The sequence below is a fragment of the Paenibacillus sanguinis 2301083 = DSM 16941 genome (genome assembly GCF_000374825.1).
In the GTDB taxonomy this organism is placed as follows: Bacteria; Bacillota; Bacilli; order Paenibacillales; family Paenibacillaceae; genus Fontibacillus; species Fontibacillus sanguinis.
In genome coordinates this window covers 55,737-80,828 of the sequence record NZ_KB895386.1, presented here as the reverse complement: position 1 = coordinate 80,828, position 25,092 = coordinate 55,737, and the positions used below count along the sequence as shown (strand labels likewise).

General features: G+C 51.3%; 23 protein-coding genes and 2 riboswitches. Of the genes, 10 read left to right on the top strand and 13 right to left on the bottom strand.

Going from position 1 to position 25,092, the window contains the following annotated elements:
- Positions 1-49 precede the first annotated feature (49 nt).
- The 3 genes from C557_RS0116570 to C557_RS0116560 all read left to right on the top strand — a co-directional run bounded on the left by C557_RS0116570 (position 50) and on the right by C557_RS0116560 (position 2,944).
- Positions 50-727 (top strand): uracil-DNA glycosylase, encoded by a 678-nt coding sequence (locus C557_RS0116570; RefSeq protein ID WP_018753011.1) that lies wholly within the window; start codon positions 50-52, stop codon positions 725-727.
- Positions 728-1,016: 289 nt separating this feature from the next.
- Positions 1,017-2,024 carry a permease gene (locus tag C557_RS0116565; protein ID WP_018753010.1) on the top strand — a complete coding sequence of 336 codons (1,008 nt, stop codon included), beginning with the start codon at positions 1,017-1,019 and terminating at the stop codon, positions 2,022-2,024.
- Between the two features lie 53 nt (positions 2,025-2,077).
- Entirely contained in the window at positions 2,078-2,944 is an 867-nt protein-coding gene (locus C557_RS0116560; RefSeq protein WP_018753009.1) for a TIGR03943 family putative permease subunit, read from the top strand.
- On the opposite strand, the gene C557_RS0116555 is transcribed toward C557_RS0116560, so the two are convergent.
- The gene (locus tag C557_RS0116555) at positions 2,934-3,344 is read right to left on the bottom strand and encodes a NusG domain II-containing protein (RefSeq protein WP_018753008.1); all 411 of its coding nucleotides are present in this window, start codon (positions 3,342-3,344) and stop codon (positions 2,934-2,936) included. The genes C557_RS0116560 and C557_RS0116555 overlap by 11 nt on opposite strands.
- 143 nt (positions 3,345-3,487) lie before the next feature.
- Positions 3,488-4,984, bottom strand: coding sequence for a copper amine oxidase N-terminal domain-containing protein (locus tag C557_RS0116550; protein ID WP_018753007.1), 1,497 nt, complete (start codon positions 4,982-4,984; stop codon positions 3,488-3,490).
- 193 nt (positions 4,985-5,177) lie between these two features.
- Positions 5,178-5,221, top strand: a riboswitch (PreQ1 riboswitch).
- A gap of 160 nt (positions 5,222-5,381) precedes the next feature.
- Between C557_RS0116550 and queC the strand changes: the two genes are divergently transcribed.
- From queC to C557_RS0116515, 7 genes are all read left to right on the top strand, one after another.
- Positions 5,382-6,050, top strand: a complete 669-nt coding sequence (queC, locus tag C557_RS0116545) for a 7-cyano-7-deazaguanine synthase QueC (RefSeq protein ID WP_018753006.1) — start codon at positions 5,382-5,384, stop codon at positions 6,048-6,050.
- Complete coding sequence (gene queD / locus C557_RS0116540; RefSeq protein ID WP_018753005.1) at positions 6,047-6,538, top strand: 6-carboxytetrahydropterin synthase QueD; 492 nt, start codon at positions 6,047-6,049, stop codon at positions 6,536-6,538. Before queC ends, queD begins: the two co-directional genes overlap by 4 nt.
- The gene (gene queE / locus C557_RS0116535; protein WP_018753004.1) at positions 6,535-7,269 is read left to right on the top strand and encodes a 7-carboxy-7-deazaguanine synthase QueE; all 735 of its coding nucleotides are present in this window, start codon (positions 6,535-6,537) and stop codon (positions 7,267-7,269) included. Before queD ends, queE begins: the two co-directional genes overlap by 4 nt.
- Before the next feature lie 62 nt (positions 7,270-7,331).
- The gene (gene queF / locus C557_RS0116530; protein WP_018753003.1) at positions 7,332-7,829 is read left to right on the top strand and encodes a preQ(1) synthase; all 498 of its coding nucleotides are present in this window, start codon (positions 7,332-7,334) and stop codon (positions 7,827-7,829) included.
- 92 nt (positions 7,830-7,921) lie between these two features.
- Positions 7,922-8,893 (top strand): 2-hydroxyacid dehydrogenase, encoded by a 972-nt coding sequence (locus C557_RS0116525; RefSeq protein ID WP_026263533.1) that lies wholly within the window; start codon positions 7,922-7,924, stop codon positions 8,891-8,893.
- 212 nt (positions 8,894-9,105) lie between these two features.
- A complete protein-coding gene (locus C557_RS0116520) occupies positions 9,106-10,191 on the top strand; it encodes a M24 family metallopeptidase (RefSeq protein ID WP_018753001.1) in 1,086 nt (361 codons plus the stop codon).
- A gap of 257 nt (positions 10,192-10,448) precedes the next feature.
- The gene (locus C557_RS0116515; protein ID WP_018753000.1) at positions 10,449-12,140 is read left to right on the top strand and encodes a methyl-accepting chemotaxis protein; all 1,692 of its coding nucleotides are present in this window, start codon (positions 10,449-10,451) and stop codon (positions 12,138-12,140) included.
- Between the two features lie 167 nt (positions 12,141-12,307).
- Here the strand turns inward: C557_RS0116515 and C557_RS0116510 are convergent, their stop codons facing one another.
- The 11 genes from C557_RS0116510 to C557_RS0116445 form a co-directional block, all read right to left on the bottom strand.
- Entirely contained in the window at positions 12,308-14,014 is a 1,707-nt protein-coding gene (locus C557_RS0116510; RefSeq protein WP_018752999.1) for a cobyric acid synthase, read from the bottom strand.
- Between the two features lie 34 nt (positions 14,015-14,048).
- Positions 14,049-14,903 carry an adenosylcobinamide-GDP ribazoletransferase gene (gene cobS / locus C557_RS0116505; RefSeq protein ID WP_018752998.1) on the bottom strand — a complete coding sequence of 285 codons (855 nt, stop codon included), beginning with the start codon at positions 14,901-14,903 and terminating at the stop codon, positions 14,049-14,051.
- Positions 14,900-15,544 carry a bifunctional adenosylcobinamide kinase/adenosylcobinamide-phosphate guanylyltransferase gene (locus C557_RS0116500; protein ID WP_018752997.1) on the bottom strand — a complete coding sequence of 215 codons (645 nt, stop codon included), beginning with the start codon at positions 15,542-15,544 and terminating at the stop codon, positions 14,900-14,902. Before C557_RS0116500 ends, cobS begins: the two co-directional genes overlap by 4 nt.
- A complete protein-coding gene (gene cobT / locus C557_RS0116495) occupies positions 15,541-16,620 on the bottom strand; it encodes a nicotinate-nucleotide--dimethylbenzimidazole phosphoribosyltransferase (RefSeq protein WP_018752996.1) in 1,080 nt (359 codons plus the stop codon). The genes C557_RS0116500 and cobT overlap by 4 nt, the downstream gene beginning before the upstream one ends.
- A gap of 23 nt (positions 16,621-16,643) precedes the next feature.
- Positions 16,644-17,450 (bottom strand): ABC transporter ATP-binding protein, encoded by an 807-nt coding sequence (locus C557_RS0116490; RefSeq protein WP_018752995.1) that lies wholly within the window; start codon positions 17,448-17,450, stop codon positions 16,644-16,646.
- A complete protein-coding gene (locus C557_RS0116485; RefSeq protein ID WP_085979065.1) occupies positions 17,447-18,493 on the bottom strand; it encodes a FecCD family ABC transporter permease in 1,047 nt (348 codons plus the stop codon). The genes C557_RS0116490 and C557_RS0116485 overlap by 4 nt, the downstream gene beginning before the upstream one ends.
- Positions 18,493-19,500, bottom strand: coding sequence for an ABC transporter substrate-binding protein (locus tag C557_RS0116480; RefSeq protein WP_018752993.1), 1,008 nt, complete (start codon positions 19,498-19,500; stop codon positions 18,493-18,495). The genes C557_RS0116485 and C557_RS0116480 overlap by 1 nt, the downstream gene beginning before the upstream one ends.
- 279 nt (positions 19,501-19,779) lie before the next feature.
- Positions 19,780-19,993: riboswitch (cobalamin riboswitch) on the bottom strand.
- 82 nt (positions 19,994-20,075) lie between these two features.
- A complete protein-coding gene (locus tag C557_RS0116465; protein WP_018752991.1) occupies positions 20,076-21,029 on the bottom strand; it encodes a TRM11 family SAM-dependent methyltransferase in 954 nt (317 codons plus the stop codon).
- 188 nt (positions 21,030-21,217) lie between these two features.
- Positions 21,218-22,069 carry a TIGR03915 family putative DNA repair protein gene (locus C557_RS0116460; RefSeq protein ID WP_018752990.1) on the bottom strand — a complete coding sequence of 284 codons (852 nt, stop codon included), beginning with the start codon at positions 22,067-22,069 and terminating at the stop codon, positions 21,218-21,220.
- On the bottom strand, positions 22,054-23,376 hold the full coding sequence (locus tag C557_RS23685) for a putative DNA modification/repair radical SAM protein (RefSeq protein ID WP_018752989.1): 1,323 nt from the start codon (positions 23,374-23,376) through the stop codon (positions 22,054-22,056). Before C557_RS23685 ends, C557_RS0116460 begins: the two co-directional genes overlap by 16 nt.
- 823 nt (positions 23,377-24,199) lie before the next feature.
- Positions 24,200-24,925: a histidine phosphatase family protein gene (locus C557_RS0116445; RefSeq protein WP_018752988.1), complete on the bottom strand. Its 726-nt coding sequence runs from the start codon at positions 24,923-24,925 to the stop codon at positions 24,200-24,202.
- Positions 24,926-25,092 lie beyond the last annotated feature (167 nt).

Sequence of the window (25,092 nt, the reverse complement as noted above, 5' to 3'; positions counted from 1 at the left end):
AAAGTCAGCCAAACTAACTGAAAACAAGTCAAACCGAGGTGACATTCGCTTGACCATTTTAAAAAATGATTGGGCTCCTTATCTGGAAGCCGAATTCAACAAGCCGTATTATTTGCAGCTCCGTACATTTCTGGCCCATGAATATCGCACGAAAACAATTTATCCCGATATGTACGATATCTTCAACGCCCTTCATTATACCTCCTTCGCTGACGTGAAGGTCGTGATTTTGGGGCAAGACCCTTATCATGGACCAGGGCAAGCGCATGGTCTTAGCTTCTCCGTGAAGCCTGGAGTGAAGGCTCCGCCATCCCTGCAAAATATCTTCAAGGAGCTGCGCGACGACCTGGGCTGCTATATTCCGAACAATGGCTATCTGGTTCCCTGGGCCAAGCAAGGTGTGCTCTTGCTCAACACGGTCCTGACCGTGCAAGCCGAGACGGCCAACTCTCATAAGGATAAAGGCTGGGAGAACTTTACTGACAAGGTGATCGAGACGCTGAACGAGAAAAGTGATCCGGTTGTCTATTTGCTTTGGGGGAGCCACGCTCAGAAGAAAGCGGCTTTGATAACGAATAAAAATCACTATTTGATTAAAACACCGCATCCTAGTCCCCTATCAGCCCATCGCGGCTTTCTTGGCAGCAAGCCCTTCTCCAGAGCAAACGAATTTTTGCGTGCTCAGGGGCTTCCTGAAATTGATTGGCAAATTCCTGATCTGACATGAAGCATCCAGTCAACAATGCCTGAATATGAAGAGGCCGATAACCGCGTAATGGGGTTATCGGCTTTGTTAGTCTGTATGCATTGACTCAAACATAAAAGAAATCCGGTCGTCGTCAATGTCAGGCCGGAGATATCCATCAACCCTCATTCGGTGTAACATCTCCTTGATTAAAAATGTTTCAGTCAGTTTAATTTCCAAAATAAACTTGTCCCACCCAGGCCAACCCTGGTTCTGAATTTCCTTGAATCGTAATAATTATGATTATGATGAAGCTTAGAAGGAGAACCAGATGAACAAAATTCCTGTCCCCCGTTTGTTGCCTATGCTGCTGCCGGCTGCCTTTGCGCTGGCCTGTTTGACAGCGGTCTCGCCCGCCCTCCTTCGGCAGGTGCCGATGGACGAAATGCAGACCTTTAAGACCAGCTTCCTTGGCATTCTGCTCGAAGCCTTACCTTTCGTCCTGGTAGGAGCGATTCTGTCGTCACTTATGCATCTATTTGTCTCTGAAGAAATGCTGCGCCGCTGGATGCCCAGGCATCCCGTACCGGGCATTCTCTTCGCTTGTCTGCTTGGACTGGTGTTTCCCGTATGCGAATGCGGGATGATTCCTCTGATTCGGAGGATGATTCAGAAGGGAATGCCTGTCTATATGGCTGTCGTGTTCATTTTATCCGGCCCCATTCTGAACCCCGTGGTGTTCAGTGCCACCTATATGGCCTTTCGCCTGTATCCGGAAATGGTCTACGCTCGTATGGGACTGGCCTTTGCTGTTGCCGCAGCCATTGGCGGGATACTATACCTCTGCTGGAAGGACAATCCACTCAAGCATTCCTTGGCACTTGGCGTTACTCAAGACGGCAATGGACAGGGACACACACCTGCTCATGGCAGCAACAAACTGACCGCAGTGTTCGTACATGCTGCCGATGAAGTGTTCGAGATGGGCAAATACCTGCTGATTGGCTGTCTGTTAACCGCAGGCATTCAGGCGTTTATCGCCAGAGAACATCTGGCGGACATTGGAAGCGGGTCTGTCAGTGCCTACCTGTTCATGATGGGCTTTGCCTTCGTTCTGTCCCTGTGCTCCACATCCGATGCCTTTGTAGCCTCCACCTTCCTGCAAACCTTTTCCGGGGGATCGCTACTGGCCTTTCTCGTCTTCGGGCCTATGCTGGACTTTAAAAATATGCTGATGCTGCTCTCTGTATTCCGCACCAAATTCGTTTTACTGCTTGCCTTCCTGATCTCTGCACTCGTATTTACGGGGGCCGTACTGGTTGGTGCGTTATGGCTGTAGGCAAACGGCCTGCCCTGCGATGGTAAAAGCTCATAAGGAGGATTATTGCCCATATGAATCAGCCGCTCATTATTCGCAGACATTATTTAGTCAGAGCCTTCATCTTGCTTGGCCTGGCCTTGTTTATTGCTCATCTAACCCGTTCCGGAGCTCTCTATTTCTATATTGCTCCCCGTATGGAGCCGCTGATTCGCTATGTACCCATACCGCTTGTTCTTATGGCTATCTGCTTGGCTTATCAAGCCTTGTTCCAACGCTCCGCCGCCCTTTGCGATTGTGAGCGTCCCCTTTCCGCATCCGGCTGGAAAAATGCCGCGGTCTATGGCTTGTTTCTGTTTCCGCTGCTGCTGGGGACCTTATTGCCCGATCAGGAGCTAGGCAGCTTCGCCGCCGCCAAGAAGGGCATGAGCTTGTCCTCTCCCTTGCTCGCCTCGGAACAACTGGAGGAAATCTTCAAGGCGCCTGATCCGTATAATACAGAATTTGCTGCCTTGGCCCAGCGGCTTTATCCCGAGCCCGTCATCGAGGTCAAGCCCGAAATATTTTCCGAGACCATTGGAGCCATCGAGCTTTTTCAGGACAAATTTCGCGGCAAAAGGATCAAGCTAAGCGGCTTCGTGTACCAGGATGAAGAGCTCATACAGGGCGCCAAACAATTTGTCTTAGGACGCTTTCTTGTATTGTGCTGCACCGCTGATTCCTCTCCATTTGGTGTCATTATCACGTCGGATCATCCTGTTTCCGGGCTCGCCAAAGATGCCTGGCTTGAGGTGGAAGGAATCATAGAACCTCAAACCAGACAGGGCAAGAGCATCATTACGATCAAAGCAGAGCGATTATCGGAAATCGAACGGCCTGCTACCCCTTATGTATATCCAAACGGCGATTCCATCCAGGTATGGGATAACATCAGCCGCTGATAAAGGCATCTACTGCCTCCTCATCGGACACAGGCTCACCGCTTTGCACGATTTGCACATATACTCGGTTAGGAACGCAGATAATCGTTTCATTGGGACGGGAAATGAATCCCATCTGCATCGATATCTTCTTTGGGCAGTCGGCGAACACCATCTGAATGCCTTCATCAAATACTTTCAGGGTATTCCGGCCATACGACGTGGCAATATCGATCGTCTGCTCCCCCTCGTCCAGCGGCACACTCCGGTACAGTTCGCCATCGACCTGAATCTCCGCAGAAAGTGTAGCCGGATCATAGGTTTGGCGGCTTTCCATTTCTTGACGGAACCCTAACCAAATCGAGCCTGCCAGCACCAACACGATCATTAACAGCACATCGCCGCGTTTTAGTTTCAACATTTTTAATTTCACCCTGTCTCGCTGTAACAAGCGTAATAATATGAGTTCAAAAAGGGCCAGCTCCCGTACGCATCATAATATGCGGGGAACGGCCCTTTAAGTTGCAGGCTGCCTATTCTGGCCAGCCATCCGGATTATTCAACCTACTCTCTTGTCAGCATAATCCAACCTTCAATTTCTGTGTCCAGCTCAGCGCCCAGAGCTTCGGCCATAAAGCGAAGCGGCACGTAAGATGAACCATTGGTGTCTATGAACACAGGATGCTTGAGCTGTACCGGAGTGCCGTCTACCAAGGCTTCGCTTGAGCCGACCTTAAGTACAATTTCCTTACCGGTAATATCATCCGTCACCACAAACTGGGAAGAATCCTGCATCCATTTAATATCTGCATCCAATTCGTCAGCGAAAAAGCGCAGTGGAATGTACGTTGTCCCTTCCTTCTTAATGACGCCATAATAGTCGCTATCTGTATCGATAGAAGTCATCTTGTAGCCGATGTTCATAGTTTCGTCCAGGAATTGATACAACGGCGCAACGCCTTCAAAGTTGCGCAGGACTTGCCCCGGTGTTGGATCTGCTGCTGTGAAGTCCAATACACCATTGCTTGTGTCTACTTTGTCGGCCTTGACAGCGCCCCCGATATTCCAAACTTCGCTGTCGCTGTGTACTTTCACAGCCGAAATCGGAAGATCCTCAGAACTTGGCAAGGCGATATTCAGATCCATCGTTTGCTTACGCACATTTAACTGGCCGTCGAAGTACAGGTCTAGCTTCAGAACGGTGTCTTTGCCAAAGATCGTTGCTACATCAGGGTCATCCCCCAGCATTTTTTGGATCTCCGCATCATAGGAAGCAAGGATCTCCTCAAGCCCTTTTTTCAGCTCAGTGTAGATATTATCCACTATGGCCTGTTTGTCGTCAGGCAATGCAGAGGAGTTCTCCTCAAGCATGAGAACATATGGAACGAACAGATCATAATAGCCTTCGATCAAAGCTTTCAGCCCTTGCTCATCCTTGGCAGCATTGGCCAGAAACGGCTTGACTAAGTCAAAGAATTCATCACCGCGAATTTCTGTATGCAAATGCGTCAACTTCAGCTTCTCACCGTTGACTTCAGTCTCGCCTTGTTCGACAGATATTACCGGCGGATTAGGGAAATGCTTATAGATAAATTCCCCGACCTTGACCGCCATTTCCTGGGACCCCTGATTTATCGCATCCAGATTATCCGTTGCCAGGATGTCTGGAGCTTCCTGTTGCTGCGATATGTACAAAGGTTGTTTGGCTCCCTCAATTTGCAGGCCGATTCCCTGCTCATCCATGGACAACAGGAACGGAGTTGTCTGACCATTCAGTTGCACATCGCCTTTCATGGACACAGTCTGATCGTCCTCTACCTTCCCATGTTCGATATTTAAGGAAAAAGAATTAATCAGTTCAATAGCAACCTTGTCTGAAACAGACAAAGCCCCCTCTGCTGGCACTACTTCTACACTTACGGTCTGTCTGGATTCACTGGACACCGGCTTCATATTGTTGGCAAGCGCCTTGCTTATATCCAAACCGCCAACCGATTGGCAACCGGCAAGCACAACAAGCATGAACGCCAAAGGAATAGACAGCCATTTGAGCTTCTTCATGTGTTCCCCTCCTTCATTTGATTACTTCCATTATCCGATAATAATTCATTTTTGGAAACGGTCTATTGGGGATTTGGGACTATTCTCCTACCTTGTTTGCTTTACTTTTCCACTTTCAGGCGGGACAATATATGCTATAATAAAATTTATGACAATTGAAGAAACTCATCCCCCTTCCCAAAAGGTAAGGGAGATGGAAGAGGTTCGCGAACTCCCTCTATAAAAAACTATAAGCGCCTTCCTTATGCGGAGGTCTTTTTCCATTACCATCACGTGAGCTTTGACTACCACCTGAGGGTAATCCGGAAAAAGCTCGAGCATATGCCAGGCTTGTTTTTTGTGACCAGTTCAAGAACTCTCTTTCTTCTATTATTCCATGAAGACGGAGGGTTTTTTTATGCTTAAAAATGAAAAAGCCATTGTAGTATTTAGCGGCGGCCAGGACAGCACCACTTGTCTGTTCTGGGCGATGAAGCAATTTGGTGAAGTGGAGGCGGTCACGTTCGACTACGGACAACGCCACAGCCTGGAGATTGAGTGCGCAAGAGAGATTGCCGGGGAGCTTGGCATCAAGCACACCGTACTGGATATGAGCCTGCTAGGGCAGCTCACGCAAAATGCTCTGACCCGCAGCGATATGGCAATTGAACAAAAAGAAGGCGAATTGCCCAGCACCTTTGTCGATGGACGCAATCATTTGTTCCTCAGCTTTGCTGCGGTTATGGCCAAAGGAATCTCGGCCAAGCACGTTATAACCGGGGTATGTGAAACGGATTTCAGCGGATATCCGGACTGCCGGGACGTCTTTGTCAAATCGCTAAACGTAACGCTGAACCTCGCTATGGACTATGAATTTGTGATTCATACGCCACTGATGTGGATTGACAAGGCAGCTACCTGGAAGCTGGCCGACGAGCTTGGCGCTTTCAATTTTATCCGTGAACGCACCTTAACCTGTTACAACGGCATCATCGGCCATGGCTGCGGCGAATGTCCCGCGTGCAAGCTCAGACAAGCCGGACTGGACAAATACCTGCAGGAACGCGAAGGGACGAATCAACGATGAGCCGAACACCTGGAGAATTTCGTATTGTAGAGTCTCTACAAAAGCTGGGTGTGGATATCACCGCGGACCAGCTTCGCTATCATCGTCGCCGGGTGCTGGTCAGCAAGGAATTTACGTTTGATGCGGCACATCATCTCCATGCCTATGAAGGCAAGTGCAAAAATTTGCACGGTCATACCTATAAGGTTGTTTTTGGCATTAGCGCCTTTCCGGACGAAACTGGAATTACAGTGGACTTCAGCACTCTCAAAGCCATTTGGAAACAGGAAATTGAAATTTTTCTCGATCACCGCTATTTGAACGAAACCCTGCCGCCGATGAATACAACCGCCGAAAATATGGTGGTCTGGCTCTATGAGAAAATGGAGGCCGCCCTGAGCTCCCCCACATATCGCTCTTCCATTCAGGAGGGACGGACGGAATTTGTCCGTCTGTATGAGACGCCGACCAGCTATGCCGAGGTCAAGCGGGAGTGGATGCAGGAATGAGTGAACCTGTGATTCCTGTACTTGAAATTTTTGGGCCTACCGTCCAGGGCGAAGGCATGGTAATTGGCCAGAAAACGATGTTTGTCCGTACTGCCGGATGCGATTACCGCTGCAGCTGGTGTGATTCATCCTTCACTTGGGACGGCAGCGCCAAGGAATCGATCCGCCGATTGACGGCGGGACAAATTCTGGCGGAGTTGCGCAAAGCGGGTGAAGACCGTTTTGCCCATGTCACCTTGTCAGGCGGTAATCCCGCCCTGCTGCCGCAGTTAGCTGAGCTCGTCAGGCTGCTCCATGCCGAGGGACTAGCCGTAGCCGTCGAGACCCAAGGCTCCCGTTGGCAGGACTGGCTAGCCGAAGTAGAGCAGGTAACCCTCTCGCCGAAACCGCCCAGCTCCGGCATGGAGACCGATTGGACCGCTCTGGACAAGATCGTCGGCAAGCTGAAGCATCGCCCGTATCCTTTGGCTGTCAGTCTGAAGGTCGTCGTATTTGACGACTTTGACCTGGCTTATGCCAAGCAAGTCCATAAACGTTATCCCGAGATAGCCATGTACCTGCAGGTAGGCAATCCGGACGTCAAGCGCATGGATATCGCGGAGCATGCTTCTGATTTGCTCCACCGCTATGAGACTCTGATCGATAAAGTCATCGCTGCATCTGAACTGAATGATGTTCGTGTATTGCCGCAATTGCATGCCCTCGTATGGGGCAACAAGCGTGGCGTCTAGCTCTTGCAAAGGTTGTACCGCAAAGAAAGTCATCTACATGATTAGATTAAGGAGGACTTCTCATGTCCGGAAGAAAACCCGAGGAAATGCAGGATGTGACGCTGCTGGGCAACCAGGGCGTTAAATATCCGTTTAACTATGCGCCAGAGGTGCTTGAAAGCTTCGACAATAAGCACCCGTACCGCGATTACTTTGTAAAGTTTAATTGCCCTGAGTTCACCAGCCTGTGTCCGATTACCGGCCAACCCGATTTTGCCACCATCTATATCAGTTACATTCCTGACATTAAAATGGTCGAGAGCAAATCGCTTAAGTTATACTTGTTCAGCTTCCGCAACCACGGAGACTTCCACGAGGATTGCGTCAACATCATCATGAACGATCTCATTAAGCTGATGGAACCGAAATATATTGAAGTATGGGGCAAATTCACTCCCCGAGGCGGGATTTCCATCGACCCTTATTGCAACTATGGCCAGCCCGGCACCAAATACGAAGCCATGGCCGAACACCGTTTGCTGAACCATGATATGTATCCGGAAAAAGTAGATAACCGCTAAATTTATATGGGCGATCGATTACGGTATAATAGGATGATCAGGAAATTTAGCGCCCTGCTGCGCCCAGGAGATACAGGAGAGGAGAAATGCCGATGAAGCCAAAAGTGTTTGTGTCGAGGAACCTCCCCCCAGAGGTCAAAGCCTATCTGGAAGAGCATTGTGATGTAAGCATGTGGAATCAGCCCCAGCCGATTACCCGAGAGCAGCTGCTGGCAAGCCTTGCCGAAGCCGAGGGCCTGCTGACCGCTGACCGCAGCATTAACCGGGAATTGCTGGACCACGCTCCCAAATTGAAGGTAGTTAGCAATGTCAGCGTCGGCTATAACAATTTTGATCTTGCAGCTATGAAAGAACGTGGAGTCATGGGGACAAACACGGCGGGATCGCTAAACGATACCGTGGCCGATCTCATTGTTGCCTTGATGCTGGATGTCGCCCGCCGCATTTCTGAACTGGATCAATATGTCAAGGCAGGACAGTGGAAACGTGGAGATGGTCCGAGCTTCTTCGGACTGGATGTTCATCACAAGAAGCTCGGCATCATCGGTATGGGTGAAATCGGCGAGGCCGTGGCCCATCGTGGCAGGTTCGGCTTTGGCATGGAGATCCTCTACTACAACCGCAGCCGCAGGCCAGATGCCGAGGCCAACCTGGAGGCCCGCTATCTGCCCATGGATGAGCTGCTTAAGGAGGCCGACTTCCTTGTCCTCATGACGCCGCTTACTCCGGAAACCCGCCATTTAATCGGCGCCCGGGAGTTCGCCTTGATGAAGCCAACCGCCATATTTGTCAACGCCTCGCGTGGAGCGACTGTGGATGAGGCGACGATGGTCGCCGCCTTGCAAAATCAACAGATCTATGGAGCCGGTCTGGACGTATACGAGCACGAGCCGATTGCCGCGGATCACCCGCTGCTCCAGCTCCGCAATGTCGTCACCTTGCCTCATATCGGCTCTGCTACCGATCAGACACGCCGCAAGATGGCCATGGTGGCCGCTCACAATCTGGTAGCTGCCTTAGAAGGACGTACACCTCCTAATCTTGTGAAAGAATTAAGACCATAGCACCTGGTTCATCTTCCCCCTTTTTAGTACGTATTTCAAAAAGTCGGGTTTACAGGACCAAAGCTTATGCTTCCGCTGTGCGTTTTTCAAAATGCTTGAACCCGGATAAAGCTAGGGACGCTCCTCTCATTTATTGTATTCTATACGTTCTTGACAGGTTTTGTCCTATAATAGAACGAGAGGTTTTGTAACGAAAGGACGATGGTTTTGGAATGAATGCAAAATGGATGGAACTTGAACGCAAGATGCATGAATCAGGTGTCGATACCGTACTGATTACGGACCCAAAACATGTTTACTATCTCACCGGATTTTTAAGCAATCCGCATGAACGGTTTCTTGGAGCGATTCTGCAAGTCGGAAGCGAGCCCTTTATGCTCGTCCCTGCATTGGATGAAGCAGCCGCCCGGGCTGCTGCGGATGTAACCGAAATTCTGACCCATGGAGATACCGACAATCCCTATGAAGTGCTCAAATCAAGGCTGGGTGAACTAAAAGGGACGTTCGGCTTTGAGAAGGAGCAGGTTTCCGTTGCTAAATTTGAGCAAATGAAAGACACGTTAGGTTTTGGCGGGTACACGGACGTAGGAACATGGCTCCGTGACTTGCGAGTAAGCAAGAGCACGGCTGAAGTAGATAAAATCAAGCATGCCGTCCGGCTGATTGAGCAGGTGCTTAGTGAAACGCTGCTTCAGGTGCAAGAAGGCGTGACTGAAAATGAGCTCGTTGCCCAGGTTGAATATCAAATTCGCAAATTGGGTGCAGATGGTCCCTCCTTTGACTCGATGGTTCTATCGGGCGAGAAAACAGCCCTTCCGCATGGCGTACCTGGCAACAGACAAATCCGCAGGGGCGATCTGCTGATGTTCGATATCGGCGTTTATGCAGATGGCTACGCCTCGGACATTACTCGAACCTTCGCTGTCGGGGAACTATCCCCGGAGTTGATTAAAATCTATGAAACCGTGCTAGCCGCTAACGAAGCGGCAATCGCGGCCATCAAGCCCGGCGTGACCTTCGCCTCCATTGACCATGCTGCACGGCAAGTCATCGAAAGGGCTGGATATGGGGAGTATTTCCTTCATCGGCTTGGCCATGGGCTTGGCATTGATGTCCATGAATTTCCTTCCGTCCATGGGGAAAATGAATACCGGCTAGCGGAAGGACATGTATTTACGGTAGAGCCAGGCATTTACGTACCGGGAGTGGGCGGCGTTCGTATCGAAGATGATGTATTGGTCACAGCAACCGGGGTGGAAGTATTAACCAGCTACCCTAAAAACCTAACTTATATCTAACGCTTAATGTAATAAAAAAGAAGCTTTGTTGCCCTTTCCAGGGCTCAAGGCTCCTTTTTTATTTTCCTTTTTATCTGCATTTCTAGGCATTTTTACATAAATAATAGCTTGAAAACCAAAAAAATGTGACGAGCTTATTTTCAAAGGGCATTTTTTCCTATAGAATAATGCTTATGAACCAGTGGTAGAAAAATAGACACTGCAGTTCCTATAAGAACCAATAACAACATCTTAAGGGAGATTGGAGAGGATTTTCTTTGTTTAAGGGCATTAATCGCTCCATAAGCCGCAGGCTGATGAGTGTATTTGCGGCGGTCATCGTCATTTCATCGCTATTATTTAGTGTCAGCTTTTATTACATTTCTATGGGCATCATTAATCAAAATGTGCTGCCTCAATTCGATAAGGTATTGCTGACCAGCACTCAGGATATTTTCAAGCGCCTGGATACTACCCAATCATTGCAACTGTTAAGTGGCAACGAAAACTCGCGGTTTACAGTAGAGCAGTATCTGACCTCCAGCGCCGCCGAATTTCAGCTTAGCACCGCTTACCTGCTTCATCTTCAGGAAGAAGGTGCCACCGTGCTGGCTGCCAATGAGAACTCGGGCATGACAGCCGGCGATAAGCTGGAGATTCAAGCGGCCATGACGGAGGCGGTCAACGGTGGAGTCAAGATCAGCGACCTCTACTCGGACAGCTTTGGATCGCACAAAACGGCCTTTATTGCCATCCCCGGCAGTAAAGCATTGCTTGGTGTGGGGCTTGATGCCACGTTTATTGATGAGAAGCGGGCAGAAATACTAAATATCTGTATCGCCATTACCGCTCTCGTTATTGTGCTGGGCATGGCCGCCGCTTACTTGATCAGTACGCGAATCACCAAGCCCATCAAGAAGCTGGTTGCAGCCACTGACAAAATGGCAGTTGGCGATTTCCGCCAAACTATCGAAGTGAAGAGCCAGGATGAAATCGGGCAGTTGGCCAACAGCTTCCGGACGATGACGACCCAACTCAAAGAAATGTTTGCAACCGTAATGCAAACCTCTCATGCTGTCGTGGGAGCCTCTGACCATCTGTCAACATCAGTAACGACCTTTCAGGACTTGATTGCACGCTCCAATACGGCTACTCAAGAGATCGAGTCGGGAAGTATGACAATTGCCTCGGCAGCCGCTGAAAATGCTCGGGCTATGGAAGAAATATCCCTAGGAGTGCAGCATATTGCCACTTCCTCTGCGGAAGTGAGTGACCGAATCGGACAAGCCTCCGCTGAGGCCGGAGCGGGGAATGAACTGGCTCAAACTGCCGTACAGCAAATGCTCCATGTAGAGGATGCAGCCAACCGTACGCTGGCGTATATCCGCAACCTCAACGAACGCTCGGAATCGATTGCTACGGTCGTAGGAACCATCACCGATATTACAAAGCAAATTAACATTTTGGCCTTGAATGCCGCGATTGAAGCTGCGCGGGCGGGTGAGCACGGCAAAGGCTTCGCCGTCGTTGCCGAGGAAGTCCGCAAGCTGGCAGAGCAATCCCGGCTGGCCATGGAAGAGATTAGCGAAAATCTGCTCAGTATACGCGAGGAATCGGAGAACTCCGTCAACGCTATGCAGAATGCCAGCCAAGAGATCGTGTCCGGTACAGAGCGTGTGAAGCAAGCGGGCCAAGCCTTTGAGCAGTTGACAGAGTTGATTCACAATGTAAACCTGACCATTCAGTCCGTCTCGGCCTCAACCCAGCAGGTATCTGCGGGCACAGAGGAAGTTACGGCCTCTGTTGAGGAATCAGCGAATATCACCGCAAAGTCGCTTGAAAATATGGTGCAAATCTCTGACTATTCCCAGCAGCAGCTATCTGAAATGGAAGGCCATGCTCAGACGGTTCAATCCTTGCACAAGCAAGCGATATTATTGCGCGAGTCTGTTGAGAAGTTCCAGATTTAATTATGGCTCAACACCAAAATCAGTGCTGGACATATATGCGATGATTTTTTAGATTGAGCCTTAATTATGAGTTCAACAAAAAAACCGTTCCCTTCACCGTGATTCATTAAACGGTGCCCAGGGGACGGTTTTTAATTATGTGACTTAGCTGCACTGATAACCATGACTTACGCCTCGGATTCAGGCTGAATTCCAGCAATCTCGTATAGCTTCTTCATATGCAAATGTGCACGGACATGATCTGCAAGCCGATCAAAGGCCTCCTCCTTGCGTGCTGCCATAGAGATTGTAGCTTCCAACGGAGCTAACCCCTTGCTCACGCGGATGCCATTTAACCAGGCACGTCTCCAGTCGTCGTTATGAAACAGACCGTGCAAGTAAGTCTCGAACACTCTGCCATCGCTGCGTGAAGCTCCTTCCAGATGAACCTCGCCACCCGCATGCAAGTCCCTTTGTCTATCCTGATCAGCCATATCTTGACCTAAGCTATCCCTTTCTGCCCGGGCATCCTCTGCCTGCGCATTGCGGCTGGTGTCTTGAATGGAACGGACAGCAAATAAGGAGGCAACGGATACTGAAATATCTTGAGCGGACACCGGTATAGTGACCCCGGCATGAATCTCATAGCCCTCGATGAGGAACTGTCGATCTGTCATATTCAAGCGTAGTGGAGAATCATCCAGCATCGTGCCTTGTACACGCACGGTCTTCTTCCCGGGAAGAAAGGTAGTAGACAACGGTAACCAGCCCAGACCAGGGGCCCACCTGGAAGCCATGGCTTCCACTCCCTCAGGATCATGGAGCTGTTCCCCAAGCATTTGATAACCCCCGCAAATTCCGACCAATTGGGTGTGTGTGCCACGCTGCAAATGGCCGGATATCTCCTGCTCCAGTCCTTGACGACGCAAATAGTCCAAATCACCCAGCGTATCCTTCGTTCCCGGCAATATGATCACATCGGGTCTTCCCAAATCTGCGGCCTTATCTACATATCGAACCGAAACATCAGGCTCTGCCACCAAGGGCGCGAAGTCAGTGAAATTGGAGATGCGCGGGTAGCGAATGACAGCGATATCCAGCTCCGCCTGTCCGAGGGCAGGCCGGGCCGAGTCATAGGTATCCAGCACCACCGAATCCTCTGCATCAATATCCATATCCGGCATGAAGGGAATGACACCTAATACAGGGATACCGGTACGTTGCTTCAGCCAATCCAAACCAGGCTTCAATAAAGACACATCACCGCGAAATTTATTGATAATGAAGCCCTTGACGCGGGCTCGTTCATGCGGCTCCAACAGCTCCAGCGTCCCAACAAAAAAAGCAAATACACCCCCCCGGTCGATATCTCCGATCAGAATAACCGGAGCATCCGCCCAGCCTGCCAGATTCATGTTTACGATATCACGATGCTTGAGATTGATTTCCGCCGGACTCCCCGCACCTTCCATCACCACGATGTCGTATTGCTGACGCAGCCGATTCAGGGCTTCCATCACCAGCGGCTTGGCCTGCGGCAAGAATTCCTCACGATACTTGACCGCACTGAGATGCTGATGTGGACGGCCATGGACTACGATTTGCGAATGCATGTCCCCCGTTGGTTTAAGCAGCACCGGATTCATGTCCGTAGTCGCTGCAATCCCGCAGGCCTCAGCCTGCGTTCCCTGCGCGCGGCCAATCTCCTTACCGTCCGGCGTAACATAAGAATTCAGAGCCATGTTCTGGGATTTGAACGGGGCAGGACGCAAACCGTCCTGAACAAAAATACGGCATAAGGCCGTTACGATTACACTTTTTCCTACATCCGAGGCCGTGCCTTGCACCATGAGAACTGCACCGATGCTTGCAGCCAGCTTTTTGTTACGCTCCATTCCAGTTTGTGCTCCTCTCTTGCAAGGTCCGTCTTCATAGTAAAATCAGGACAGCCAGCAGCAACAGCAAAGCCTCCAGCCCTTCATTCAACGCTCCGTAGGTATCCCCTGTCAAGCCCCCCAATTTGTGGCTGATTCGTCCTGCTGCCCAGGTGCCTGCTCCCCAGGCCACAAAAGGGTGAAGCATCATATACAGCATGACCTTCATCAAAGCATCCCCTTCCATCCCTTGCAAAGCCAGCAGCAGGCACAACAACATAATTGCAATGGTCAGCAACAGGGCCAGTAGCGTTGACTCCTGAGCCTCGCGTCCACCCACGGTACGGAATTGCCCTGCCAGCCCTTCCCCTTGCCTGGCCTTCGGCCAGCGCTGCATAGCCCGGGTCATGAACCAGCGGCTCCAGATCGCTGCCGTCATAATGGCCAATCCCGATTGAACGGGACTGCTTTGCAGCAAGGAAAAGACCAAGGACAGCTTGAGCAACACCAGCAGCATACAAGCTAGTACGCCCATAGCACCGACCCGGCTGTCCTTCATAATTTCCAGCATTCTCTCTCTGGAGCGGTAGCTCAGCAGCCCGTCCGCCGTATCCATCCAGCCATCCAGATGCAAGCCGCCCGTGAGCCAGACCCAAACCATCAGCGCAAGTACAGCCGCAGGCCAGGAAGGCAGCAGCCAAGCGAATAAAAGACCCGCCCCCCAGACACAGATACCAATGGACGCGCCGACCAGGGGATAGTACACCGCACTGCGCCGCAACAGATCGGGTGTAAAATCCAGTTCCTTCCGAATCGGAATACGGGACAGGAATTGAAACGCCGCAACGATTTGATGAGATAAGGGATAGACGACATTATTCTGCGGTCCCTGAGATTTAGGTTCGCTCATAAAAGATACTCCCTGCTTTTTAATTCTATCGGGATGCCTGCTGTGACTAGAAATACCTGATCCGCCATCGCTGCAATCATGCGATTCATTGTACCGGCCAAGTCCCGGTATTGCCGCCCCAGCGGATACTCAGGTACAATCCCATGGCCTACCTCATTCGTGACCATCACCAATGTGCCCGGGAATTCAGCCACAGCCGCAGCCAGTTGTCTGATCTGCTCCATGACCGTTTCGATCGCATGATCGGGTTCATCTCCGGCAGCCAGCAATATGTTGGACAACCATAAGGTCAGGCAATCGACCAGCACGGTAGGCTGGCAAGTCCAGGTATTCACGACTCTAGCCTTAGCGTCAGAACATAGCTCATGCTCCATGGAAGACGTCGCTAACCGTTCCTGGCCATCGTGGTCTCCACCTAGTTTTATCAGTAAAGCGGGAAGTCTATAGGGCTCCTCCAGCGTAGTCCAACCATACTCTTGCTCCTCACGCTGCTGCCGGTGAAGTGCAATACGCTCCTTCATCTCTTTATCAAAGGCTTGTGCCGTGGCAACATAAATCGCCGAGCCCGCCTGTTTCATCACAAAGCGTTCAGCAAACGTGCTTTTTCCGCTACGCGCTCCTCCGGTCACCAGAACCTTCATCGGCTTAGCTCTTCGGAGGCAACGCCATCCGATACTCCCGCACTTTCAAAGGTAGCCATCTCCCTCATGATATGGCAAGCGGCATCCACGAGATGCAATGCCAGCACACCTCCGGTGCCCTCACCAAGGCGCATGTCCAGATCGAGCATAGGTGCAAGCTTCATGGATTCCAGCAATTGACGATGCCCCTGCTCCTGAGAAATATGGGAAGCAATTACGTAATTAGCTGCTTCCGGCGCCAGACGAACGGCAACTAAGGCAGCCACCGTAGAGATGAAGCCATCAATAACAACCGGACAATGCAAAGCAGCGGCTCCCAGAATAATCCCGGTCATCCCGGCAATCTCCAGACCACCTACCTTGGACAGTACGTCAAGCGGGTCTTCTGCATCAGGCGCATTCATCTCCAGCGCTTGGGCCACCACATTTCTCTTGTGCTGCAGACGTTCATCCGTGATGCCCGTTCCCCGACCGACACTTTCCAGCGGAGAATAACCCGTAAGACTGCTCATCAGCGCTGCGCTGGCCGTCGTATTGCCGATACCCATCTCTCCGGTCACGAACAGCCGGGCTCCTCGTCCCGCTTCGGCAGCAACTACATTTGCGCCGACCAAAATAGCTGCCTCCGCTTCCTGTCGGCTCATGGCCGGACCTTTAACCATATTGGCGGTACCATAACGGAGCTTGCGCTGAAGTAAATTCGGATGCGCAAGCTCTGCATTCACTCCGATATCCACGCAGACAACCTCGGCTGACGCTTGGCGAGCCAAGACATTCACAGCCGCGCCACCGGCGAGAAAGTTAAGCACCATTTGGGGCGTCACCTCAGCGGGAAAGGCACTGATGCCCTCTTCGCATACCCCGTGATCCGCCGCCATAACGATAACGGTCCGGTCAGAAAATAACGGCTGCATTTCCCCGGTAATACCGCACAGCTTCACCGCCAGCGCCTCCAGCTTGCCAAGACTGCCGGGCGGCTTGGCCAGACGATCCAGATGCTCCCCGGCTGCCTTCATCGCTGCCAAATTCAGAGGTGTGATCTCCTCTATCAACTGTGCTAGCGCTTTAAATTCCATGTTCATTTTCCCCTTTCTCAGCCTTACTGACTCTGCCACGGAGCAACGTCCCCCCGCCGCAGTAATAGCTGGGGAATGTTCAGATCGGGATGCACGACCTGGTGGGCATGAACGCCAAACACGCTGGCTACCAGGTCTGGAGAGAGAATGTCCTCCGGGGCCCCCTGTCCCACGATGCTCCCGCCGCTCATGACAAGCAGGTGGTTACAATACATCGCTGCCAAATTCAAATCATGCATCACTGAGATGACCGTCAGCCCTTCTGTTCGCTGCCAGTCGGCCACCAGTTCCATAAATTGAAGCTGGTAGCGCAAATCCAGATAGGTGGTTGGCTCGTCCAGCAATACCAATTCCGGTTGCTGGGCCATGACCTTCCCCAATGCAGCCCGTTGCCGTTGTCCTCCGCTGAGTACGCTGAGCGGACGGTGCTGCAGTTCCAGCAAATCCAGGCGCTCCATGATGCCATCGATTAGCCTGGCTCCTGCCAACGGATCACCTAGCTCCCGGCCACGCCAGTCCTGATAGGCGAACCTGCCCATCTCAACCACCTCACGGACCGAATAACTCACGGGGGGCAGGCCATCCTGCTGCAGCACGGCAACTTTATGCGATAACGCCTTGCGCGAATAGGTATCCAGTCGCTTTCCATCCAGTTGTATCTCTCCGCCATCCGGCTTCTCCACACCGGAAATCAAGTTGATAAGGGTGGTTTTGCCACTGCCATTCGGGCCAATCAGTCCCCAGAATTCGCCAGACCGCACCTTCCAGCTCAGCTTATCCAGTATGTTGTAGCGGCCATAAGCTTTGGATATATTCGTGATTTCAATCAACGCATTTCCGCCTCCCTTTGCTTCTTCTTGAGGTATAGCAAGTAACCAAAGAAGGGAGCACCTACAAAAGCAGTAACAATGCCAAGTGGAATTTCGGTAGGGGCAAGCAGGGAGCGAGCGGCAAGATCGCTCCACATCATGAATATACCGCCGCCCATCGCCGACAGTGGAATAATCAAGCGATAATCCGGTCCGGTAATCAAACGAATCATGTGCGGAACCACCAGTCCAACGAAGCCGATAACTCCCGAGACAGATACGGCTGCCGCCGTCATCAGCGTAGCCACCAGCAGCACCAGCAGCTTGGTCCGCTCCACAGCCATACCGGAATGAGCGGCTTGTCGCTCGCCCAGGGACAGCAAATTCAAGTGCTTGGCTCTACTCCATAAGTATAACGCTCCCAGCAGCAAATATGGGAAAAGGATGGCCGTATACGACCATCCACGCAAGCTTAAGCTGCCCATTGTCCAGTATAAAATTTCGTTGACCGTCTTCTTGGACATTGCCGTCAGAAAAGAGACCACCGCTCCAAGAAAGGATTGCATGACCACCCCCGAGAGGATCAAGCTTTCGATCGGCAGCTTGCCGTTTTCCCGCGCCAGCCACAGAACAATCCACAGGGTGATCGATCCGGTAATAAAGGCAATGGCCGGGAGCGTGAACACCCCTAGCACGGAAAACTGCCAGCCGAAGAATATCAGGACGGCGGCGCCGATGGCCGAACCCGAAGATACGCCAAGCGTATAGGGATCAGCCAGCGGGTTGCGCAGCACACCCTGAAATCCGGCTCCGGCTACCGCCAGTGAAGCGCCAACAAGCATGCCAAGTAATACACGCGGAAGGCGGACCAGCACGACGATCTGCTCCGCCGCCACTTCCCAATCAGGAGTAATCAAGCGGCCAAGTCCCGGAATCCGGTGCAGCAGAATAGCCGCAATCTCCCCAGCAGGCAAATAGACCGAGCCGATTCCGATGCAAAGCAGCAGCGTCACTACGAGCAGCAACAGCCCTATCGTTCCGTATCCGGCCAGTTTGCCACGAATCATGGCTGTACCAGGTCCGGATAGATCGCCTTCGCCACCTCAATAAGTCCTTGCGTAATCCGTGGTCCCGGGCGGCTCAGCAGATTATCTTCCAGGCCAAAGACCTGATCTTCCTTGATGGCTTTGATTTGCTCCCAACCACCGCGGGCTTTAATAATATCAGCCAGAGTTTGATTGTTCTCATAAACCAGGCTCTTTGCATACAAAATGACGTCCGGATCAGCCTGAATAATGTTCTCTTCGTTGATCTCCGACCAGCCTTCGATGTCAGATGCTACATTGACCCCACCAGCCAGCGTGATCATTTCATCCATAAATTCGCCTTTCCCCACCGTCCATCCCGGGGAAAACTCGATATATACCTTTTTCTTCTGATCCTCGCCCACGGATTTGACAGCTTCAGTCACCAATTGCAGTTCCTGCTCCATCTTGGCAATCACTTCCCCTGCCTGAGCCTGGTGATCCGTAATCGTGCCGATCAGCTTGATATGCTCCATGGCGTCCTGAATTGTCTTGGGTTCGGACTGAAACACCTTGATGCCCAAATCCCCCAAGCTCTTGACCGTAGCTTCGTTAATGAAGTTGGCCGTCACAACGAGGTCAGGCTGCGCAGCAACGACGGCTTCTACATTGACTTTGGAGGTTCCCATCCGCGGCTTGCCCTTTACCGCTTCCGGGTAATCGTCCAAATCGGATACGCCAACAATTTGCTCGTCCAGCCCGAGTGCGAACAATACTTCGGTATCCGAAGGAGCCAGGGATACGATTCTTTGTGGAGCCGATTGGAAGGTAAATGCCTGACCACTCGAATCCTGTACAGTCAATGGATATTCCGTTTGCGCAGCGGTCTGCTCATTTCCTGCATTTGTACCTGCATTTTGCTCCTGAGCTGCAGGTGTGTCCGTTCCCTGGTTCTGATCTACGGCCGCATTATTACTGCTACAGCCTGCCAATACCAACAGCGCAGCCAATAAAAAACTGCCCCACATTTTTTGCCATTTGTTCATGCCACTGACCTCTCCTTTGTGTCTGATATTTGCCTTATAGAGTTTGCCTTATAGAGGTTGTTCCAAAAGTTGTCTTCCCTCATCCAATCTTCTTGGTCCTGAACACCTAACTTTTGGATCACGCACTTATAGGCGTAAAAGAAAGCACTCAAAAAGAAAAACCCACTCCAAATCGGGTGGGCTACGTCTACAAAGTCATGCCAGGCAAAGGTGGCGTGGCCACAACAATCGCTATAGGCATGGGTGTCTTGGCAGAACGTTATCCTTTCCTCGAAGGACCGTCATTCAATTCCCGTGGCAGGTCTCCTGACTTACAGGTGCCGACGATGCTCGCCTTCCCATCTCCCGTCTAGCGGCAGACAGTGGCTATAGTGAGCTCGTCCCTGTTTACAGTGGCGGGACCGTGCCGGAATTGCACCGGCTTCCCTTTTAACCCGAACTTCACTTGGCTTTGCGCTAAGGCAGCATCGGGACCTACGGTACGATTGTTCACTTGTCTTAAAGGCGACATCCTCTTAAAGGCCTTCTTCTCTATTGGATTATAGGGGAAAAGCTAGGTGCTGACAACCTGCATCCTATCGCTGAACCAGCCAGATACGGCGTGCAAACTTCCCCTTCATGACTACACAACGATCCATAATGCTAAATCCGGCAGCCCTGAGCTCTTCCTCCAACAGCTCAATCGAAACGATGACTGCACGGTGGCTAATTCGGCGTATGCTATCCAGCATCTGTCTTCGCTCCTCTGGAGGAAGCACCGAACAAAGGTTATAGGGAAGATCAACGATAGCCGCTGCATATTCCCCTTGAAGCTCCTTCAAATCCTGAATGGCAACAATTCCGGTATCCTCGTAACCGAAATGACGAAGATTGCCTCTGGCCCCGCGTACCGCAACCGGGTTAATATCACGACCAACGATATCCACGCCCATCGATAACGCCTCAATCAGCACATTGCCCATACCACAGCAAGGATCTATAGCCTTTAGACCTTGTGGGTCAGGTAAAGCGATGTTCACCAATGCCCTGGCGGTCACCGTTGTCAGCCCCGTTGAGTAATTATGGGGTTTATGCTTATGAGCCAACCATACCGGATTGGCTGCACGGCAAATACCCAGCGTCCATCCTTCCTTGCTGGCTAGCAAGCCGAAGGTCACATCCGGATGCTCCATATCGGCCTTTCCCCGTATACAGCCGCCGATCTGACGCTCTGCCTCTCTCTGCTCTTCATAAGTGCAGCTTAGTCCACATTTCAGGTACACAACCTTGAACGTTGAAGCCCCCAGGGACAAGGCTGCCACCTGCACCATGAGGTCCTCCAGCCGAGTCCTGGCGAACAGTACATCCAGCCGCAAGGAGATAAACGGGCTCCGGTTAGGTGCAATCCGCCGCGCACTTTCAATATAAGGCAGCTCTGCGTTAAAACCACCAAAGAGCGCCCGAAGCTCCATATGGCATAGCTCACGTTCATTCTCATGGCTGACATACGGATAGATATAAACGGGCTCCTGCTGTTGAATCCGATTCAAGCTGTCCGCCTTCCCCTCTGCAACAATGGCTTGGCTACCGGATTTCTCTGTCTGATCACCGGATTACCCTTATTGTACCAGATTTTATTGTTATACCAGACAGCCCGTCTTGTCTTGCTTATGACCTCTCTTGGCAGAAGGTTACTTCGTTACGCATCGATATTCAATTTGCAACCTTAACCAACCATTTATCTATCTTGCTTAAAGCTGCCGGGTAGCCGTTGTGATTCTTCAGGCTGGGACACAAAAATCTTCCCCGGACTAGCAGACTGCTCTTGTTGCATCTCCGTTAATTGCCCCCAGTATCTCTTGGGCATATGCGACATTTGTCCGCGAGGGTTCAAGCGTTCGCGAATCGCTATTGTATTGTAGAACCGCTTCCACAAACGGCGATATAGCCGTTCCTCTTCCCCGGCTGCTGGCAGTGTCAGCTCGTCAAGCTCTATAAGCTCGGTGTGCCAGGCTTCCCTCTGTACCGGACGATGCACCAGCGCCTGTCCATGCGTTTTATCGTGAATCAGGAACATCTCCTGGCTGTAACGGTCGCAGAAATGGGGGGCTAGCAGTGGGAGAACATAATTCTTGGGTTCAATGACCGAGACAAGCACTTCATCATAAACCGAAAAGCGGACAAATCCTGTCAAGGCATGAGTCTCCGTATTCAAGTGATGCACTGCTTTGTGCAGCCGATACACCACAGGATCAGTCAGCATCCCCATAACTGCGTTCCCTTTGGCAAAGCCTAATCGCAGAAAGCGGTAAATCAGCAAATCCTTCTGCGGATCACAGGTCAGAAAGCCTCGCCGTACCAGCTCCTGGGCCGCTGGGGATATCTTCTGGGCAATCCCCTTGTAGACCCTCGCTGCCTTCTCCGCAGAGGTCTCGACAAAGCGGGTTTGAAACAACGTATACTGCGGGTCAGCCGCCGAGCAGATATCCACTAGCTCCTCCTTCCGCTCATAGCTATCGAACACGCAGCTAAGCAAGCCGTCAAAGCTTCCGTCATAGCCATAGGCCGCCTCCGTTAACCAAGCAGCCATGACGTTTGTTCCTTTCCCCTTGAGCCTGTGTCTGCCAGCTCTGTTTCATTGAATAGGGATAGCTGTTCTACCTTTGGCCGGGGCAGATACATCTCGATCTCCTTGCCGGACAGCAGCGACCTTAAAATGGTGCTCTCGTTCACCTTAAGCCCTTCCAATCGCCGCCCCGAGCACGTTATGAAATATTGCGCGCGCTTCAGCACTACCCCCAGCTTCTTCAATCCATGAAAATCCAGGCTTCCCGTTCGGCGCGCAGCCACGATTCGCTTGGCACTTCTTACGCCGATGCCCGGCACGCGCAGCAGGGTTTCATAAGACGCCTTGTTCACCTCCACGGGAAAATGCTCGATATGCCGGATCGCCCAATGGCATTTAGGATCCATCATCAGATTAAAGTTAGGCATACCCTCGTCAAGCAGTTCCTTCGCCTCAAAACCATAGAACCGCAGCAGCCAATCCGCCTGATATAAGCGATGCTCCCGCAGCAACGGGGGCTTGCTGTCGATGGACGGCAACAGGGCATGCTCGGCTACCGGGGTATAAGCAGAATAATAAACCCGCTTCAACTCATAATTCCTGTATAACGCTTCGGTCAGCTTCAGAATGCTCAAATCGCTGTCCGGTGTCGCTCCAACAATCATCTGCGTGCTCTGCCCGCCGGGTACAAAACGGGGCGCATGACGATATTTGACCACATCCGTACTATTTTCACGAATGCCCTGGCGTATGGCCGTCATCGGCCCCAGGATATCCGTCTTATTCTTGTCAGGGGCGAGCCGGAGCAAGCTATCCTGAGAGGGCAGCTCAATATTTACACTCATCCGGTCTGCCAGCAGACCAAGCCGGGAGATTAACGCCGGATCGGCTCCCGGAATCGCCTTGACATGAATATATCCGCGAAAATGGTAGGTTCTCCGCAGCAGTTCCAGCACCCGAATCAACTGCTCTGTGGTATAATCCGGATTTCGCATAATACCTGAGCTGAGAAACAATCCCTCGATATAGTTACGGCGGTAAAAGTTCATCGTCAGCTCCGCCAGTTCCTCAGGTGTAAACATCGCCCGCTGCGTATCATTAGATCTGCGGTTAACGCAATATTTGCAATCATATATACAGCCGTTAGTTAACAGTACCTTCAACAAGGAAATACATCGTCCGTCCGCCGCGAAGCTGTGGCAAATCCCCGAAGCTACCGTATTGCCTGCGGAGCTTCCATTTCCTCCGCTCCGTTCCACCCCACTTGAAGAGCAAGAGGCATCATATTTGGCCGAATCGGCTAGTATCGTCAGCTTGTCATAAACGTCCATTCCCGCATCCTCCCTTATGTCAGTAATTATATTGCGAACATACGTTCTTGTCAAAGTAATATAATACGATGAATTTAGGCTCAGAGCCGAAATCAGTGCTTGCCATTAAGAAAGTATTTACTTTAAGGGGGTTTGGCGAGTTGCCCTTCATGCAAATCGGTGAGTTGTGCGGGAAGAGCGATAAGTGGGACAGGCTGATTTTTACAGGGCAAAAAAACAACTCTAGGAAGCGATGGAATGAAAGTATCATGCGAGGTCATCCGCGGCTTGCTGCCCTTGTATCAGGATGGGGTATGCTGCGGGGATAGGAAGAGGAACATCTGGCCGATTGTGCGGAATGCCAAGCCGAGCTAGAACCCATGGCCGGGGAGCTGTCCGGCAATCACGCTGAACGCAATCCGGCTCAGGCGAAGCAGTCAAGAACATATCCGACATATAGAAATACGGAATAAGAAGATCGTTGTGGAAAGGTATTTTATCTACTGCTCTCATTGCTGCTCTCGTTATTCTGTTGCTTTACACTTTCGTAGATATTCGGATCGTACCCCAGCCTTAAACCTGCGCAAATGCAGAGTTTGGCAGCTTGGTGGATAGAATTAATGAACAGGTTGAAAAAAGGGACTAGGGGTTGTTTTGGATCAAGCTCACTGTTTCAGCACCATACCAGATACAAATTCCAGATCGCTCCATGCTTCATAAGATGGGATAAACACGTTGAACCTGTAGCTGGTTAGCTTATATTCGCTAGTTTCAGTTTCACGGCGGACACGCTGGCGACTTGCACATCACGCTTGGCCCTCCGCCCACTTTGTTCACTGCTTTTCTATAGGGCAAGGCTAAGTCGCCGCAGGCCTCCAGGTGCCACCCGGGTATCCCAGAAATCAAGCTCCGGCTGGACAAGTGAGCAAAGCTTTGCAATCACCCCGCCATGGGTTATTATCAACAGTCGCGCGGGGGAATTTCCCGCTGGCTCCTGAGAATCAGCCCCTGTGGTCGTCGGGGGCTTATCGAAGCCATGAACCGGCTTAGAGGAACACAGGCTCAGGCTGTCTGAGGGTAAATGTAAAGGACTATGGAGCAACAATGCAGGCTTAACCGTCTCTCGTCTTTCCCTCACCAATGTCTCCGAGATGGTCAGAAGCTCGGCGTACAGGTCGGTCACCCTCATCTCGAATTCTTGCCAGGATTCCCCTTCCGGCGGGGTCACGGCTTGCGGCTGATCAATCCAGGCCCGATAAGTCTCGTTATCCTTCAGTTGCTCATACGTGCAGCCTTCCCAATGACCGAAATTCAGTTCCCGCAAGCGGGGGTCTGGCTGCATGATTTCAATTAAATCAGGTCTGGCAGTTGCCAGCGTTTCGCGACAGCGCCGTAGATCACTGACGTAGACTGCCTCGAAGTCGACTCCATCCAGTTCCCGCTCTAACCCTTCCAGCCCAGCTTCCGCTCCAGCTAATAACGGAATATCACTATGCCCCTGATAGCGGCGTTCGTGGTTCCAAGCAGTCACCCCATGCCGTACCAGCCACCATTCTACCGTTGCCGCCATCTTTCCACCTCCTGTTTTTCTTACATTGTACGCAGGGGTAATCTTACTTTTAATCTTACTTTTAATTTCACTTTTAACCTCACTTTTAACCTCATTGCTATTTAAAACATATTGAACTATCAAGGGCCCGAAGACTAGTGTGGGAACTCCGCTTGCGGATGATGCTA